This window comes from Amycolatopsis sp. NPDC049159 (assembly GCF_040648295.1).
GTDB classification, from domain to species: domain Bacteria; phylum Actinomycetota; class Actinomycetes; order Mycobacteriales; family Pseudonocardiaceae; genus Amycolatopsis; species Amycolatopsis pretoriensis_A.
The window spans coordinates 385893-401757 of record NZ_JBEZDL010000004.1 but is presented as its reverse complement, the minus strand read 5'-3'; the positions used below and the strand labels follow the sequence as shown (position 1 = coordinate 401757).

Annotated in this window: 14 protein-coding genes; 9 read left to right on the top strand and 5 right to left on the bottom strand. The window is 72.1% G+C overall.

The window, feature by feature from the left end; all coding sequences use genetic code 11:
• Nucleotides 1-6: 6 nt before the first annotated feature.
• The 7 genes from AB0B33_RS10685 to AB0B33_RS10655 all read left to right on the top strand — a co-directional run bounded on the left by AB0B33_RS10685 (nt 7) and on the right by AB0B33_RS10655 (nt 9460).
• Nucleotides 7-2109: a (Fe-S)-binding protein gene (locus tag AB0B33_RS10685; RefSeq protein WP_360769432.1), complete on the top strand. Its 2103-nt coding sequence runs from the start codon at nt 7-9 to the stop codon at nt 2107-2109.
• Between the two features lie 150 nt (nt 2110-2259).
• Nucleotides 2260-3093 (top strand): FHA domain-containing protein, encoded by an 834-nt coding sequence (locus AB0B33_RS10680; protein WP_360769429.1) that lies wholly within the window; start codon nt 2260-2262, stop codon nt 3091-3093.
• Between the two features lie 906 nt (nt 3094-3999).
• Complete coding sequence (locus AB0B33_RS10675; RefSeq protein WP_247023721.1) at nt 4000-5304, top strand: sugar ABC transporter substrate-binding protein; 1305 nt, start codon at nt 4000-4002, stop codon at nt 5302-5304.
• A complete protein-coding gene (locus AB0B33_RS10670) occupies nt 5301-6287 on the top strand; it encodes a sugar ABC transporter permease (protein WP_360769425.1) in 987 nt (328 codons plus the stop codon). The genes AB0B33_RS10675 and AB0B33_RS10670 overlap by 4 nt, the downstream gene beginning before the upstream one ends.
• Nucleotides 6284-7114 (top strand): carbohydrate ABC transporter permease, encoded by an 831-nt coding sequence (locus tag AB0B33_RS10665; RefSeq protein WP_247023720.1) that lies wholly within the window; start codon nt 6284-6286, stop codon nt 7112-7114. The genes AB0B33_RS10670 and AB0B33_RS10665 overlap by 4 nt, the downstream gene beginning before the upstream one ends.
• Nucleotides 7115-7117: 3 nt before the next feature.
• Nucleotides 7118-8557 (top strand): glycoside hydrolase family 3 N-terminal domain-containing protein, encoded by a 1440-nt coding sequence (locus AB0B33_RS10660; RefSeq protein WP_360769422.1) that lies wholly within the window; start codon nt 7118-7120, stop codon nt 8555-8557.
• A 144-nt stretch (nt 8558-8701) separates the two neighbouring features.
• Nucleotides 8702-9460, top strand: a complete 759-nt coding sequence (locus AB0B33_RS10655; protein WP_360769419.1) for a hypothetical protein — start codon at nt 8702-8704, stop codon at nt 9458-9460.
• A 50-nt stretch (nt 9461-9510) separates the two neighbouring features.
• Here the strand turns inward: AB0B33_RS10655 and AB0B33_RS10650 are convergent, their stop codons facing one another.
• On the bottom strand, nt 9511-10041 hold the full coding sequence (locus tag AB0B33_RS10650; protein WP_360769416.1) for a winged helix-turn-helix domain-containing protein: 531 nt from the start codon (nt 10039-10041) through the stop codon (nt 9511-9513).
• A gap of 57 nt (nt 10042-10098) precedes the next feature.
• Between AB0B33_RS10650 and AB0B33_RS10645 the strand changes: the two genes are divergently transcribed.
• Together AB0B33_RS10645 and AB0B33_RS10640 are read left to right on the top strand one after the other, a co-directional pair.
• The gene (locus AB0B33_RS10645; protein ID WP_360769414.1) at nt 10099-10380 is read left to right on the top strand and encodes a hypothetical protein; all 282 of its coding nucleotides are present in this window, start codon (nt 10099-10101) and stop codon (nt 10378-10380) included.
• Nucleotides 10266-11339, top strand: coding sequence for an MFS transporter (locus AB0B33_RS10640; protein WP_360769412.1), 1074 nt, complete (start codon nt 10266-10268; stop codon nt 11337-11339). Before AB0B33_RS10645 ends, AB0B33_RS10640 begins: the two co-directional genes overlap by 115 nt.
• On the opposite strand, the gene AB0B33_RS10635 is transcribed toward AB0B33_RS10640, so the two are convergent.
• The 4 genes from AB0B33_RS10635 to AB0B33_RS10620 form a co-directional block, all read right to left on the bottom strand.
• Nucleotides 11299-11769, bottom strand: a complete 471-nt coding sequence (locus AB0B33_RS10635) for a GNAT family N-acetyltransferase (RefSeq protein WP_360769409.1) — start codon at nt 11767-11769, stop codon at nt 11299-11301. The two genes, AB0B33_RS10640 and AB0B33_RS10635, sit on opposite strands and share 41 nt — an antisense overlap.
• Entirely contained in the window at nt 11762-12988 is a 1227-nt protein-coding gene (locus tag AB0B33_RS10630) for an MFS transporter (RefSeq protein WP_360769406.1), read from the bottom strand. The genes AB0B33_RS10635 and AB0B33_RS10630 overlap by 8 nt, the downstream gene beginning before the upstream one ends.
• 10 nt (nt 12989-12998) lie before the next feature.
• A complete protein-coding gene (locus tag AB0B33_RS10625) occupies nt 12999-15305 on the bottom strand; it encodes a YcaO-like family protein (protein WP_360769403.1) in 2307 nt (768 codons plus the stop codon).
• A gap of 73 nt (nt 15306-15378) precedes the next feature.
• Nucleotides 15379-15513, bottom strand: a complete 135-nt coding sequence (locus tag AB0B33_RS10620; RefSeq protein ID WP_255482016.1) for a hypothetical protein — start codon at nt 15511-15513, stop codon at nt 15379-15381.
• Between the last annotated feature and the right edge of the window lie 352 nt (nt 15514-15865).

Genomic DNA, 15865 nt, shown 5'->3' with positions numbered 1-15865 from the left:
GGACTCGTGCTCGTTCGTCTCATCCTCGGTCTGCTCATGACCGTCGTCGGCCTCGCCGTCGCCGGCAAGCGAGTGGCTTTCCTGTACCAGCTGATCAAGGCGGGCCAGCCCGACGCGAAGCGGTCGAACGAACTGGGCGCCCGCCTCCTCGCGCAGGTGCGCGAGGTGTTCGGCCAGCGCAAGCTGCTCAAGTGGTCGGTGCCCGGCGCCGCGCACTTCTTCACCTTCTGGGGCTTCGTGATCCTGGCCTCGGTGTACCTGGAGGCCTACGGCGCCCTGTTCGACGAGCGGTTCGCGATCCCGTGGATCGGCCACTGGGCGGTGCTGGGCTTCCTCCAGGACTTCATCGCCGTCGCCGTGGCCGTCTCGCTGGGCGTGTTCACGCTCATCCGGATCCGCAACGCCCCCGCGCGCAAGGACCGCGCGTCGCGCTTCTACGGCTCGCACACCAGCGGCGCCTGGCTGATCCTGATCATGATCTTCAACGTCGTCTGGACGATGTTCTTCTTCCGCGGCGCCTCTTCGGCGTCCGGGAACTTCCCCTACGACAACGGCGCGTACGTCTCCCTCGGCGTCGGGAACCTGCTCGAGCCGCTCGGGCACTCGACGACCGAAGTGCTCGAGACCGTCGGCCTGCTGCTGCACATCGGCGTCATGCTCGTGTTCCTGTCGATCGTGCTCTACTCCAAGCACCTGCACATCTTCGTCGCGCCGATCAACGTCTCGGCGAAGCGGCTGCCGGACGCGCTCGGCCCGCTGCTGCCGATGGAGTCCGGCGGCGTCGCGATCGACTTCGAGGACCCGGGCGAGGACGACACGTTCGGCCGCGGCAAGATCGGCGACTTCACGTGGAAGGGCATGCTCGACTTCGCCACGTGCACCGAATGCGGCCGCTGCCAGTCGCAGTGCCCGGCGTGGAACACCGGGAAGCCGTTGTCGCCCAAGCTCGTCATCATGAACCTGCGCGACAACCTCTTCGAGGAGGCGCCCTACATCCTCGCCGGCACCGAGCACGAGGAGGCGCGCCCGCTGGTCGGCCCGGAGGCCGACGGTGGCGTCATCGACCCCGACGTCCTCTGGTCGTGCACCACCTGCGGCGCGTGCGTCGAGCAGTGCCCGGTGGACATCGAGCACGTCGACCACATCGTCGACATGCGCCGCTACCAGGTGATGATCGAATCGGCGTTCCCGACCGAGCTGGGCGGGCTGTTCAAGAACCTGGAGACCAAGGGCAACCCCTGGGGCCAGAACAACTCCGAGCGGCTCGCCTGGACGAAGGACCTCCCCTTCGACGTCCCGGTGTTCGACGGCGAGCTGGGGGAGGACGTCGAGTACGTCTTCTGGGTCGGCTGCGCGGGCGCGTTCGACGACCAGGCCCGCAAGACCGTCCGCGCGACGGCCGAGCTGCTGAACATCGCCGGCGTGAACTACGTCGTGCTCGGCAACGAGGAGTCGTGCACCGGCGACCCGGCGCGGCGCGCGGGCAACGAGTTCCTGTTCCAGATGATGGCCCAGCAGACGGCCGAGACGCTCAACGCCGTGTTCGAAGGCCGCGAACCGCGGCTGCGCAAGATCGTCACGACGTGCCCGCACTGCCTCAACACGCTCAGCCGCGAATACCCGCAGCTGTACGGGCACTACGAGGTCGTGCACCACACGCAGCTGCTCAACCGCCTCGTCCGCGGCGGGCAGCTGACGCCGGTGAAGGGCGTCGAGGACGGTCCGCGCGTCACCTACCACGACCCCTGCTACCTGGGCCGCCACAACAAGGTCTACACCCCGCCGCGCGACCTGGTCGGCGCGGCGGGCGCCCAGCTCACGGAGATGCCGCGGCACGCCGACCGCGCCCTCTGCTGCGGCGCGGGCGGCGCCCGCATGTGGATGGAGGAGCAGATCGGCAAGCGCATCAACCTCGAGCGCGTGGACGAAGCGATCGCGACCGACGCGGAAACCATCGTGACCGGCTGCCCGTTCTGCCGCGTGATGCTCACCGACGGCCTGGTCCAGCGCCAGAGCGAGCAGAAGGCGCAGAACGTCGACGTCCGCGACGTGGCCCAGCTCCTGCTGGAGCGGGTGAAGACCCCGGACAGCCCGGCACCGAAGGTCTGACCGGGTTCACCCGTTCGCCGGATGTCCCCGCACCCGCCGCACGGCTCTTCCTCGAAAGGCGGAGAGCCGTGCGGGAGGAGTGCCGATGGCCGAGGCGAGGATCGAAACGCTCGGCGGGTCCGGGGCGCGGCCGGCGGTGCGCCGGGGTTCGTGGCTGGTCGGCGCGGCACCTGGGTCGCCGACGCCGGCTCGCGCAGCGGCACCTGGGTGAACGGCCGGCGGCTGGCCCCGCGCCAGGACCACCCGCTGCGCACCGGGGACCGGCTCGAGTCCGGCCCGGTCGCCGACGCCTACTCCGACGGGGAGGGCGGCGCGCGGCCGACGCGGACGTGGGAGCGGTCGTCCTCCGCCGGGGTTTCCTTCGGGGACGTCTCGGCCGGGACGATCACCAACGCCGGGCGCGACGTCAACAACAGCTACGACCACCGGCAGCACCACGACGACGGGTTCACCAAGCCCGAAGGCGAAGCGATCACCCTGCCGGCCACCGGGAAGGGCGCCGGCTGTGTGGTGATGGTGCTGGGGCTGCTGACGATCCTGGCCGGGTTCGGCAGCTGGGTGTCGGTGATCTTCCGGTTCAACAAGGCGGGCTCCGACTCGGTCTCGTCCGGGTCGCCGCCGCTGCTCGGCCCGGAGGTCTTCGACGGCGTTCCGCTCGGCGTGGTCGGCTTCGCGCTGTTCGGGCTGGGTGGTGTCGTGGTGCTGATCGGGACGGTCATGGCCAAGGCGGCGCGCGAGCGGCGCCGCAACGGTCGCCAACGCGGTCCACGGCGACATCAACACCGTCCACGGTGGACACCAGAAGATCCACCGCGGCCTCGACGCCCGCCAGGTCACCGAGCTGGTCCGCACGGTCCGCACCGGACTCGACGCGGCCCGCCTCCCGTCGGCGGCGAAGGAAGCCGTGCACGAGGCCCTGGACGAGGTCGACCGGGAGGTCGTGCACGGCGGGTCCGCGCGCTCCACGGTGACGCGCGCCCGTGACCTGCTCCGCGACGCCGGCGGCCTCGGCGTGCCGTTCTAGTCGTCCACAGTGGACGGAGTCGCGGTCTCCTCGCTGCCCAGGTCCGCTCGGACGTCATGAACGAGTCGTTCATGACGTCCCGGGCCCCCGCGCGAGCCCGGCTCTTCAGTGGTGCGCTCATCGCGGTAGAACGAACTAACCAGTTCGTACACTTGCGGAGACTGTCGCGGCTTTGGGTCGTTTGTCAGTGAACGTGGAGCCGATCCTGCCGCACCTCGACGAACTCGCCCCAGGCGGCGGCACCCGCAGCGCTCCGCTGGTGGGCGACCTGACGGCCGTAGAGCGCGCCGGCGGGCTCGTGCACGCCACCTCGACCGAGACGGCCGCTCGCCACTGCCGGCCGGGCTGCTCGTCATCGGCGCCGAGCCCGATCCGCGCGGATGCTGCGCCCCTCCGACGCGCTCGAAGGGGAGGCGGCTCGCGCCGCCTGAACCCGGCCGGCGCGGTCGCGCTGACCAGCGCTGACCCCGCGCGGCCGCCTATCGCCCCGAAGCGCTGCTCGCCGCGGACCGCGCCCGCCGACATGCGGCGCCACCGGCGAAAACGCCGGCTTCGCCGCAATCATCGCCCCGGGAGTTCTTTCCCGGGGCGGCTTTCGTCGTGCCCCCGAACCGCCGGCTGCGAGATTCCGGCTCCCTTGCGGTGAAAAACGGCCCGGACACCTTCCTATCCGGACGACTTCCCCCGCCGGAAGCGGCGACCGGGTGACCGGGCGACTACTCCGCGTCAGAGTGCCCGGTGGGTTTACAACGTTCCGGCAACCGCCTTGACAGGGCCTGTGGTACGTACCACTCTAACCCCAACATTGGTCTACACCATTTGGGGAGCCTGGCCGTGGCGGCCGGGTATCGAAAGGACGGCATCGAGTGAAACGCTGGCTCAAGCTGGCGGCGGGCGCCGCCGCACTCACGCTCGCCACCGCAGGGTGCGCGGGCTCCAGCGGATCGGACACCGCCGCGTCGTCGAGCGGTGCTCCCGCGCAGATCACCGGCGACGTCACGGTCTGGCTGATGACGGGCTCCGCGCCCGCCACGCTGACCGACGCGCTGAACAAGGAGTTCGAGGCCGCGCACCCCGGGGTCAAGGTCAAGTACGAAGTCCAGCAGTGGGACGGCATCCAGCAGAAGCTGACCACCGCCCTGGCCGGCGGCACCCCGCCGGACGTGATCGAGATCGGCAACACGCAGACCGCTGCCTTCGCCGCGCAGGAAGGCGTGCTGACCGACCTGTCCGGGGACAAGGACAGCTTCAACGGCGCGCAGTGGCTGAAGGGCCTCGCCGACTCGGGCACCTACGACGGCAAGACCTACGGCGTGCCGTTCTACGCGGCGAACCGCGAGGTCATCTACCGCAAGGACATGTTCGAGCAGGCCGGCATCACGAAGCCGCCGACGTCGAACGACGAGTGGGTCGACGCGATCACCAAGCTGAAGACGAAGTTCGGCTCGGACCCCGACTTCCAGGCGCTGTACATGCCGGGGCAGAACTGGTACTCGCTGCTGTCCTTCATCTGGGACAACGGCGGTGACATCGCGCAGGCCGACGGCAAGAACTTCAAGGCGACGCTGGACAGCGCCGGTGCGAAGGCGGGCCTCGAGTTCTACAAGAAGCTCGTCGACACCTCCGGCACCAAGGCGCCGAAGGACGCGGACGAGGCCAAGCCGCAGCAGGCCACCGTCTACGGTGCCGGCAAGGTGGCCATGATGATCGGCCTCCCGTGGGAGCTGGCGACGGCCGCGAAGACCGACGCGAGCCTGACCGCCAAGACGGGTGCCTTCGCGATCCCGAGCAAGACCGCCGGCCAGAGCGCCCCGGTCTTCCTGGGCGGCTCGAACCTGGCCATCCCGGCCAACAGCAAGAACGTGGCCGCGGCCAAGGAGTACATCAAGCTGCTCTCCAGCGCGAAGTACCAGGGCCAGCTCGCCGCCGCCGGCGTCGTGCCGGGCACGTCGACCGACCTCACGGGCCTGGACAAGGACCCGCTGGGCAGCGTGATGGCGAAGGCCTCCACGAACGGCAAGGCCGTGCCGGCCAGCCCGAAGTGGGGTGACGTGGAGTCCGGCCAGAACCCGGTCAAGGACATGCTGACCGCGTACCTGACCGGCAAGAAGACGCTCGACCAGGCGACCGCCGACGCCAACGCAGCGCTGAACAAGCTCATCGGCGGATGACAGCGACCGCGAATGTGACGATGCCGGCGGGGGCGACCCCGCCGGCATCGCCGCGCGACGCGGGGGTCAAGCGGCGCAAGCGGGGCCGGTTCGGCGACCGGGTCCTCCCGTACTTGCTGCTCCTCCCCGCCCTGGCGGCCATCCTGGTGCTGCTCGCCTGGCCGCTGGTCCAGGTGCTCGCGATCAGCTTCCGCAAGCTCGACATCGGCCAGCTCGTCTCCGGCAAGACGGTCTGGATCGGGTTCGACAACTACACGAACACGCTTTCGGACCCGGAGTTCTGGACGATCACCTTCCGGACCCTGGTCTTCACCGCCGCCATCGTCGCCGCCACCATCCTCGGCGGCCTGCTGCTGGCGGTGCTCATGCGCCACCTCGGCCCGGTCGTGCGGATCATGGTCCAGGTGACCCTGGTGCTGGCCTGGGCCACCCCGGTGATCGCGACGACCACCGTGTTCCAGTGGATCTTCGACCAGCAGTACGGCATCCTCAACAAGACCCTCGACCGGCTGGGCTTCCACGGCTTCATCGGCTTCTCGTGGTTCTCCAGCGGCCCCAGCACGCTCGCCGTGATCGGGCTGCTCATCGTGTGGCAGGCCGTGCCCTTCGTGACGTTCTCGCTGTACGCGGGCATCATCGGCGTCTCGCGCGAGCAGTACGAGGCCGCCGGCATCGACGGCGCCAGCGCGTGGCAGACGTTCCGCGCGGTCACCTGGCCCGCGATCCGGCCGATCACCACCATGGTGACCTTCCTGTCGGTGCTGTGGGACTTCAACGCCTTCGCCCAGATCTGGGCGATCCGCGAGGGCGGCCCGGACGGCGGGAGCACCACGCTGGCCGTCGTGCTGTACCTCAAGGGCATCGCGGGCAACCACTTCGGCGCGGCGGGCGCGATCGCGACCCTGATGCTGATCGTGCTCGCGCTCATCACGGGCCGGTACATCCAGCTGCTCACCCGGACCCGGGAAGGTGATCTGTCGTGAAGAAGTCGCTGTCGCAGCGGATCGTGCTCTCGGTGGTCGGCGTGCTGGTCGCACTGGCGATCGTGTTCCCGACGTACTGGATGTTCGTCACGTCGCTGCGCACGCCCGGCGAGATCCTCTCGCCGAAGTACGACCTCATCCCGACGTCGTTCTCGTTCGGCAACTTCGCCACCGCGCTCGGCAAGGACAACTTCCCGACGTACCTGCTGAACAGCCTGATCGTCACCGTCGGGTCGGTGCTGTGCGCGCTGATCGCCGGGACGCTCGCGGCGATCCCGCTCTCGCGGCTGCGCTTCACCGGCCGCAAGGGCTTCCTGGTGCTGGTCATGGTGGCGCAGCTGGCGCCGGTGTCGGCCCTGTTCATCCCGCTGTTCCTGCTGATGCGGGACGCCGGGCTGCTCAACACGCTGCCGTCGCTGCTGCTGATCTACTTCGCCACCACGCTGCCGTTCACGGTGTGGATGCTCTACGGCTTCGTCAACGGGATCCCGTACGAGCTGGAAGAGGCCGCGATGATCGACGGGTGCAGCCAGACCGGCGCCTTCCGCCGCGTCACGCTGCCGCTGCTCGGGCCGGGACTGGTCACCACGTCGGTGTTCAGCTTCATCACCGCGTGGAACGAGTACCTGTTCGCGCTGGTCTTCATCCAGGACAAGCCGAAGGAGACGCTGCCGGTGTGGCTGGCGTCGTTCCGCACGGCGTTCGCCACCGACTGGGGCGGGGTGATGGCCGCGTCGGTCATCTACGCCATCCCGGCGCTGATCTTCTTCCTGCTCGTGCAGCGCAAGCTCGTGTCCGGCGCGACCGCCGGTGCCGTGAAGGGGTAGCCGTTGTCCACACCGGAGAAGCTCGCCGAAGCCGTCCTCCTGCCCGGGTTCGCCGGGACGACCGCGCCGGACTGGCTCCGGCGCCGCGTCGCCGGCGGGCTGGGCGGGGTGGTCCTGTTCGGGCGCAACGTCGTCGACGACGAGCAGGTCGCCGCGCTCACCGCGCAGCTGCGGGGCGAGCGCGACGGCGTGGTGGTCGGCATCGACGAGGAGGGCGGCGACGTCACCCGCCTCGACGTGAACACCGGGTCGTTCGTGCCGGGGCCGCTGGCCCTCGGCGCGGCCGACGACCCGGAGCTGACCACGGCGGTCGCCGCCGCGCTCGGCGAACGGCTGGCCGCCTGCGGTGTCACGCTCGACCTGGCGCCGTGCGCGGACCTGACGCTGGCGGCCGAGGACCCGATCATCGGCGTCCGGGCGTTCGGGTCCGACCCGGCGAAGGCGTCGCCGCACGTCGCGGCGTACGTGACCGGGCTGCAGAAGTACGGCGTGGCGGCGTGCGCGAAGCACTTCCCGGGCCACGGCGCGGCGACCGAGGACTCGCACGTGGCCCTGCCGGTGCTGCCGCGGACCGTCGAAGAGCTGCGCGAGATCGAGCTGGTCCCGTTCGCCGCGGCGATCCGGGCCGGGGTGCGCTCGGTGATGTCGGGCCACCTGGTCGTGCGGGCCTGGGGCGACGAGCCGGCCACGCTCAACCGGACGGCGCTCACCGACGTCCTGCGCGGCGAGCTCGGCTTCACCGGCGCGGTCATCACCGACGCGCTGGAGATGGGCGCGGTTTCGGGCGCGTACGGCAAGCACGACGGCCTCGGCCGCTCGGCCGTGCGGGCGCTGGCCGCGGGCGCGGACGCGCTCTGCCTCGGCGGCGCGGCGTTCGAGGCCGAGCACCTGGACGCCTGCGTCGCGGCGATCGTGGCCGCGGTGGCGGCGGGGGAGCTGCCCCTGGAGCGGCTGTCCGAGGCGGCTTCGCGAACCGCGGCGCTGGGCACCGACCCGGCCCCGGCGACGGTGGGCCCGGTCGACCGGCGGCTGGGGCTGGAGGCGGCGCGCAAGGCGTTGCGCGTGCGGGGTGACGTGCGGCTGGACGGGCCGCCGCTGGTCGTCGACGTCCAGACCGAGCCGAGCATCGCGGCCGGCCCGATGCCGTGGGGACTCGGTGCGCACCTGGCCGAGCTGGTGCCGGGAACGCGGGTACTGACCGCGACCCCGGACGACGCCGACGCGGTTCTCGAAGCGGCGCGGGGGTTCCGCAGCGTCGTCGTGGTCACGCGGGAGGCGCACCGGCACCCGCGCGTGCGGGAGCTGCTGGCCGCGTTGTCCACTGTGGACTACATCCGCGTCGAGACCGGGGCACCGGGACCGGCCGACGACGGCGGCCCGCGGATCGACACGTTCAGCGGCTCCTACGTGAGCCTGCGGGCGGCGGCCGAGTACCTGGCCTGAGTTCGCGTCGAAGCCCCGCCGGACACCTCCGGCGGGGCTTCGTCCTGTTTGCCGCATCTCCAGAGGCCGGTGCGTGCGTTTGTACGGCCCTTGTACCGGCGGCCGCCACGCTGTCCCCACAACGAATCCCGGAGGGACGGACAAATGAGAATTCGGATCGGGAAGCGGGTGGCCGGCGTGGCCGGCATCGCCGCGGCGATCGCACTGGCCGGCGCCACCCCGGCCCTGGCGGCGACGGGCACGGTGCACACGGACTCGGGGATCGCGCTGACCGTGCGGTCCACGCCGAGCACCGGCGGCAGCGCGGTCGGCACGATCGCGGACGGCACCGCCGTCACCATCTCCTGCCAGACCAACGGATCGACCGTCGACGGCAAGTACGGCACGTCGGACATCTGGGACAAGGTCGGCGACGGCTACATCAGCGACGCCTACGTCTACACGGGCTCGGACGGCCGGGTGGCCCCGGACTGCGCGGGCTCGACCCTGACCTGCACCACCGCGGGCACCGGGAACCCGAAGACCTGCGCGCAGGCGGTGGCCTACGCCAAGACCCGCGTGCACACGAACGACCTCGACTCCTACGAGGGCTGGTGCGACCGGATCAACGCGCAGAACTACGGCTGGACCGCGTCGGGCTCGGAGACGGCCTACATCCACTGGACCCAGATCCCGGCCTCGTTCAAGCACCCGGGCGACACCCAGGTCCCGGCCGGCGGCCTCGCGTTCTTCAAGAGCAGCGGCGCGGGCCACACGATGATCTCCATCGGCGGCGGCAAGTTCCTGTCGAACGACATCAACGGCTACGGCAGCTACACCGAGACGACGATCGCCCAGATCAAGAGCAAGTGGGGCCAGACCTACCTCGGCTGGTCGCAGCCGTGGTTCAAGGTGAACCACTGACCTGACCAACCGGACCGCCCCCTGCCCACCTCCCCGGGGCAGGGGGCGGTTCAGGTTCCGGGCTTCAGGTGGTGCAGCACGAAGATCCCGCCGATCGCCGGCCGGTCCGGGCGCTCGTGGTCGGTCGCCACGTACTCGTCCAGGACCGCCAGGATCCGGCGGTCCAGCTCTTCCACCTCGTCCGGCGACAGGTGCAGCAGGAACTTCTCGTGCACCGCCACCGAAGCCGGGCCCGCCGCGTGCAGCTCCTCCTGGAAGATCTCGATCGGCGCGAACCGCGTCTCCGCGTCGGCGGTGGCCAGGGGACCGTCGAGCCACCAGGTCTCGTTGTCCGCGCGGTAGGGCTTCTCCAGCGCTCCGCTCGGCCCCGTCCGGACCGGCGCCGGGTGCAGCAGGCCGGCTGAAACCAGCTGGCGGACGTGGTGCAGGACCGTGCCCGGGTCGCGGTCGAGGCGGTCGGCCAGTTGCTTGTTCGTCAGCTCGTCGACCAGGCACAGCCGCATGATGCGCAACCGGAGCGGGTGGCCGAGGGCCTTGGCTTCCTCCGGCGTCGCCGGACGGCGGCGGCGTGGTTCGTTCATGGACGCAGCGTAGTCGATCGATGGGGAAAGCTCAGATCGATGGAGAAAAGCCCATCGATGTGCGATCCTCCATTCATACACCGGACCTTCTGGCGGCTGTGGACGGCCGCGGGCCTGTCGAGCCTCGCCGACGGCGTCCTCAAGGTCGCCCTGCCGCTGGTCGCCGTCGGGTACACGCGCGAGCCGGCGCTGGTCGCGGGGCTCGCGTTCGCCTTCAGCGTCCCGTGGCTGCTCTCGCGCTGCCCGCCGGCGCGCTCGTCGACCGGCTCGACCGCCGCCGCGCGATGCTCGGCGCCACCGTCCTGCGCGGGGCGCTCGTCGCCGTCGTCGCGGTGCTGACCGCTCTCGGCGGGGGCTCGATCTGGGCGCTCTACGTCGTCGCGCTGGGTGCCGGGACCGCCGAGACGCTCTACGACACCGCCGCGCAGTCGATCGTCCCGCAGGTCGTCGGGCGGGCCGAGCTCGCGCGCGCCAACGGCCGGGTCTACGCGGTCGAACAGACCGCCAACGAGTTCGCCGGGCCGCCGCTGGCCGGGGTCCTGGTCACCGCCGGGGTGCTGGCCGCGTTCGTCACGCCGGTGGCGCTGTGGGCGGTGGCGGTCGCCGCGCTGCTGTTCGTGCGGGGCTCGTACCGGATCCCGCGCGGCGACCGACCCACCACCCTGCGCGCGGACATCGCCGAGGGCCTGCGGTTCCTCGCCCGTCACAAGGTCCTGCGGACGTTCTCCCTCATGGTCGGCACGTTCAACTTCGCCACCGGAGCCACGTTCGCGGTCCTGGTCCTCTACGCGGTCGGTCCCGGCTCGGCGATGGGCCTGTCCGGTCCGGCCTTCGGCCTGCTGACGGCGACGACCGCCGCGGGCGGCCTGGCCGGGTCGCTGCTCGCCGAGACGGTGGAACGCCGGCTCGGCCGCGTCCGCGCGCTCCGGGTGTCGTGGCTCGCCGGCGGCCTGACGGTCGGCGTGTTCGCCGTGTCCGCCGACCCGTACGTCGTCGGTGCGGCCTTCTTCGCCGGCGGCGCGGGAATCCTGGTGTCCAACGTGGTCATGGTGTCGCTGCGCCAGCGGATCACGCCGGACCGGCTGCTTGGCCGCCTCACCAGCAGCCACCGGCTGGTCGCGTGGGGCACGAAGTCGCTCGGCGCGCTGGCCGGCGGCGCGCTCGCGCAGGCCTTCGGGCTGCACGCGGTGTTCGTCGTGATGACCGTGCTGGCGTTTTCGGTGGTGGGCGGGCTGTTCGTGGTGACCGAGGACGCCCTCAGAGCCGCCGAGCCAGCAGTTCCGACGCACCCGTCTTGACCGGCGCCACCACCATCCAGCCCCAGCGGCGGTACAGCGCGTGCGCCGGCGCCGCGGTCGCCGCCGCGAGGACCGCGGCCGGCTCGGTCCGCGCACCCAGCAGGGTTTCGAGTAGGGCCCGGCCGTGCCCCCGGCCGCGCTGCCCCGGCCGGACCGCGAATTCGTAGACGTAGAACAGCGGGCTCCCGGCGATCCACGACGGCGGTCCGCCGCCTGCCAGGGCAGGCCACCAGCCTGGCTCGCGGCCGACCCCGTAGGCGAACCCGGCGAGCATCCCTCCACTGTGGACGGTCTCCAGCGCGAAGCCGGGCTGCTGCGCGTGTCCGGCCACCGCTCCGCGGAACCGCGCCGCGTCGGCTTCGGTCTCCCCGTACGGCGGCTCCCGGTAGACCTCGTGGTAGAGGTCGGCGAGCTCGGCCCAGTCAGGCATCCACGTTCTCCCGTGCCGGGGCCGCGTCCGGGACCGCTTTCAGTCCCGCGAGGACGGCCACCGCCATGATGCAGCACCCGGCGAGCACGAGCCACGGCAGCTGCGGGCCACCCGCCAGCAACGCCGTGAAGGTCACCGGTGCCAGCACCCGCGCCGCACCCCAGAGCACTTCCTCGAGCCCGAGGTAGCGCCCGCGCAGGTGGGCGGGCGCGAGCGCCACGGTCAACGCGCTGCTGGTCGGCGCCTGCAGCAGCTCGGCCACCGTGAAAACCGCCGTGGCCAGCGTCAGCACGGCGAACGCGGGCAGCGCCGTCACCAGCGGCACGGCCGCGTAGAGCAGGAACGCCCCGGCCCACACCACGGCCGCGACCTGCAGCGTCCGCGCCCGGCGGAACCGCTCCACCCGCCCGGCCACGACCGTCTGCGCGAGCACCACCAGCACCGTGTTGAGGGCGAACAGCACGCCGGGCTGCCACGCCGGCAACCGCAGCGCGTCGAGCACGTACGCGCTCAGCAGCACCGTCAAAGCCAGGTCGCACAACGCGAAGACGAAGACCGTCACCAGCACGCGGCGGAACCCGCGGTCGGCGAGCACGGCCCGGTAACCCCCGCGCGGCGCGGTGGTCCGCGGTGGGGCTTCGCCCGCCCGGCCCTTCCAGGTCGCCACGAGCACGGCGGCGACGAGGAAGCTCACGGCGTTGAGCACGACGATCGCGGCGTAGCCGCCGACTACGACGAGCACGCTGCCGGCGAGCCCGCCGAGGCCGATCCCGACGTTGCGCAGCGTGCGCTCCATCGCGTACCAGCGGGCGCGCTGCCCGTCGTCGGCCACCTGCGCCACCAGCGCACCGGACGCGGGCCAGAACAGGCCTTCGCCCCAGAACGTCAGCGCCGCCAGCACCACCAGGACCGGCGGCGACCCGGCGAAGACGTACCCGGTGAAGGTGAGCACCCGCAGCAGGTTGGCCGCGACGACCACCCGCCGCGGGCCGAAGCGGTCCACCAGCGGGCCCGCGCAGAGCCCGGCCGGCAGGGCGAGCAACGCGGCGAGCGAGAGCGCCGCGCCGACGGCCGTCAGCGGAAGTCCCTTGGCGGCGTGGAAGTAGACGACGGCGAACGGCAGGAACAGGCCGGTGCCGAGCGCGTCCACGCCCTGGGCGGCGACCAGCGGGAGGCGGCCCCGGGTGCGGGGCAGCCCGAGCAGTGCGGTGACGGCCATCGGTGCGTCCTCAGGCGTGGGGGAGCGGGAAGGTGTTCAGCCGCGCTTCGGGCAGGGGGTGCGCGCGCCAGCCGAGGTCGACCGCCGCGCGGCGCACGCGGCCGTCGCCCCAGTACGGCAGCCCGGCCGGGAAGTTGGCCACCAGCCCCGGCACCAGCGTGTGCGCGGCGTGGAACCCGGCCGCGGCGACGTCACGGGTGGTGAGGTCCACGCTGAGCACCTCGAACCCGCGTGCCTCGACGCGGTCCTGGTAGGTCTTGAGCGTCCGCTCGCCGAGCGCGGGCAGGCCTTCCCAGCTCCGCTCCGGCAGGTCGCGGACCCACGGCGCGACGTGGGCCGCCGCCCGCGGGTCGAGGTAGACCTGTTGCTGGCACAGCAGGTCCACGACGTCGCCGAAGTCCGCGCGGTAGGAGTCGAGGTAGCGCCGGTCGGCCCGGTACGGCTTCAGGTTGCCCAGGTGCGGCAGGTCGTCGCGCATCGCGGCCAGTTCGCGCTCGTCGTCGAGCGCGAGGCAGGTGTGCTGCAGCGTGAACCCTTCGGCGAGCGCCTTCTTCGCCGCTTCCAGGGCGTCGGGGCGGGTGGCGAACCCGATCGACAGCCAGCGGCGCGCCCGGTCGAACACCGCCGCCGCGACGACCGGGACGGCGAACTCGTTGTCCAGCGGGATCAGCGTGACTTCGTAGGTTTCGGTGGTGTCGGCGACGAGCGCGCGCACCTCGGGCGGCACCGGCAGGGCCCGCAGCCGCGGTGCGTTGGCCCACCACACCATCGTGGTGTCCCGTTCGAGGACCTCTTCGAGGCCGGAGGTGACGGCGTGCTCGGCGCTCGTGCCACCGGCCAGCCCGGCGATCAGCGGGTCGGTGAAGCGGGCCCCACCGGGTTCGGGTGCCTGCGAGACGAGGCACGCCGGTACCCAAACGGGCTCCTTCGTCGTGTGCGAAAAGGCTTCCACCCACGCGCATTCCGCGCCGGTGGTCAGCGGCGCGAACGGGAAGCCGGGGGTGCGGTGCTGCCGGGCCGAGTAGAGGTTGAGCCGGCGCGGGTCCAGCGCCGGGACGCCGGCGCGGCGCAGCTGGTCGTAGCTGCCGTGGCGGAGTTCGCGTTCCGGGGGCAGCCAGCTGCCGCAGTAGCGTTCGACGGCCTCGCCGATCGCGGACTCGCGGGCTGGCTCGAAGTCGTGCCACGACGTCCCGAACGCCTGGCGGTCGTTGGGCCAGTCGACGACCCGCCGCATGTCCGCGACGTCCACCGCGCACACCTTGAGCCGGGCGGGCATCCCCGGCGCGGCGGGCAGTTCGTGCACCGCGGTCACGATCCCGGTCCGGTCGTCGACGAGCAGGTCCGGCCGCAGGCCCTGGTCCCGGACCGGCCGGGGCCGGTCGGGCACCGGGAGAACGGGCCGGGGGAGCGCGGTCAGCCGGACGGGGTCGAGCTCGAGTTCGCCGGTCGTCGTCTCGGCGGGCTCGCCGGCGATCCACCGTTCGAGCTGGACGGCGAGGGCGCTGACCAGCCAGCGGGCGTCGGTTCGCCGGAACCGCGGCCCGGGTGGGGCTTCGGCGGCGGCGAAGGCGTCGGGGACCCGGGCGTCGAGAGCGGCCGAGCGGCGCCGCGCGAGCACGTCGGCGAAGTCGGGGCCGAAGCCCGGCTCGACCGCGGGACCGGCGATGCCCTGGCCGCGTTCGCAGCGGAAGGGGAAGAACCGCACGCCGTGCTCGGTGCAGAACGCGTCGAGCGCGCTGAGCTCCCGGTAGGCGGGGTGGGTGTAGGCGGCGACGAGGACGGTGTCGGCCGGGTTCAGGGGGAACGCGGCTTCGACGAGCGGTGGAACCGCGTTGTAGGCGGCCGAGCCGAGGATCTCCGCCGGGTCCTCGGGGTCCGCGAACCGCGCCGGACCATCGCCGGCCGTGCGGAGGACCTCCGCCGGGTTCACCAGGAGCGCGGCTTCGGCCAGCGGCCGCACCGACCCGTAACCGGTCGCTCCGAGAACCTCCGCCAGCGGTCCCGTCAGCTCGGCCGCCCCGGTGACCAGCACCGTCGTCGCGGCGAGGCGCCGGGCGCCGTCGTCGCCGGTTGCCGGGTGCAGGCAGCCGTCCGCTTCGAGGACGTCGAGCACCTCCGCGTGGTCCGGGCTCATCCCCGCGAGCAATTCGGCCCGCGTCCGGGTGCCGTCGCAGCGGCTCAGCCACGCGCGGAACTCGCCCACCGGCGCGGTGATCGAGTACTGGCCGCCGTTCGGGGTGCTGAGCAGGCACAGCTCCGGCTCCAGGTCGTGGAGCTCGACGCCGGTCAGCTGCAGGCGGATGTCGTCGGAAGGCATGGCGATCCCCTCGTCGGCGGGGCCGTGCCGCGGCCCGGGGAAGGGCCGCGGCACGTCTACGGCTGGGCCGGGACTACTTGGCGGACGCGCGGTTGTGCACGACGGCGCGGTTGTGGACCACGGCGCGGTTGTGGACGACGGCCCGGTTGTGCACGACCGCGCGGTTGTGGACGACGACGGCCGAGGGACGCTCGAAGCTCGAGATCATGGTTCCTCCTGCGGGGTGAAGTGGATGTCCCCCGGCGGGCCCACCGGGGCGGGGTGACGGGAACCAGTTTCGGGCGGCGCCGTGCGTCCTGACGTCTTCTGGACTGCGATCCGCACGCCCGCGCCCATGCGTTCGTCACGGTCCGGACATGACCCGCGCACGACGAAGGCCCCAACCCTCGGGTTCTGGTGGTGGTGGCAACACCTGAGCTGTTCAGGGGGTGCGGTGCCGACATCCGCGAGACCCCGCCCCGCCGTCGCTTCCGGCTGCTGCCGAACCGCCCGTGTCAGCACGGTTCTTCTCACGGCAAGAGCGGATGGGCATCGCCGACCGGCGCCGGGCGGGCCATCCC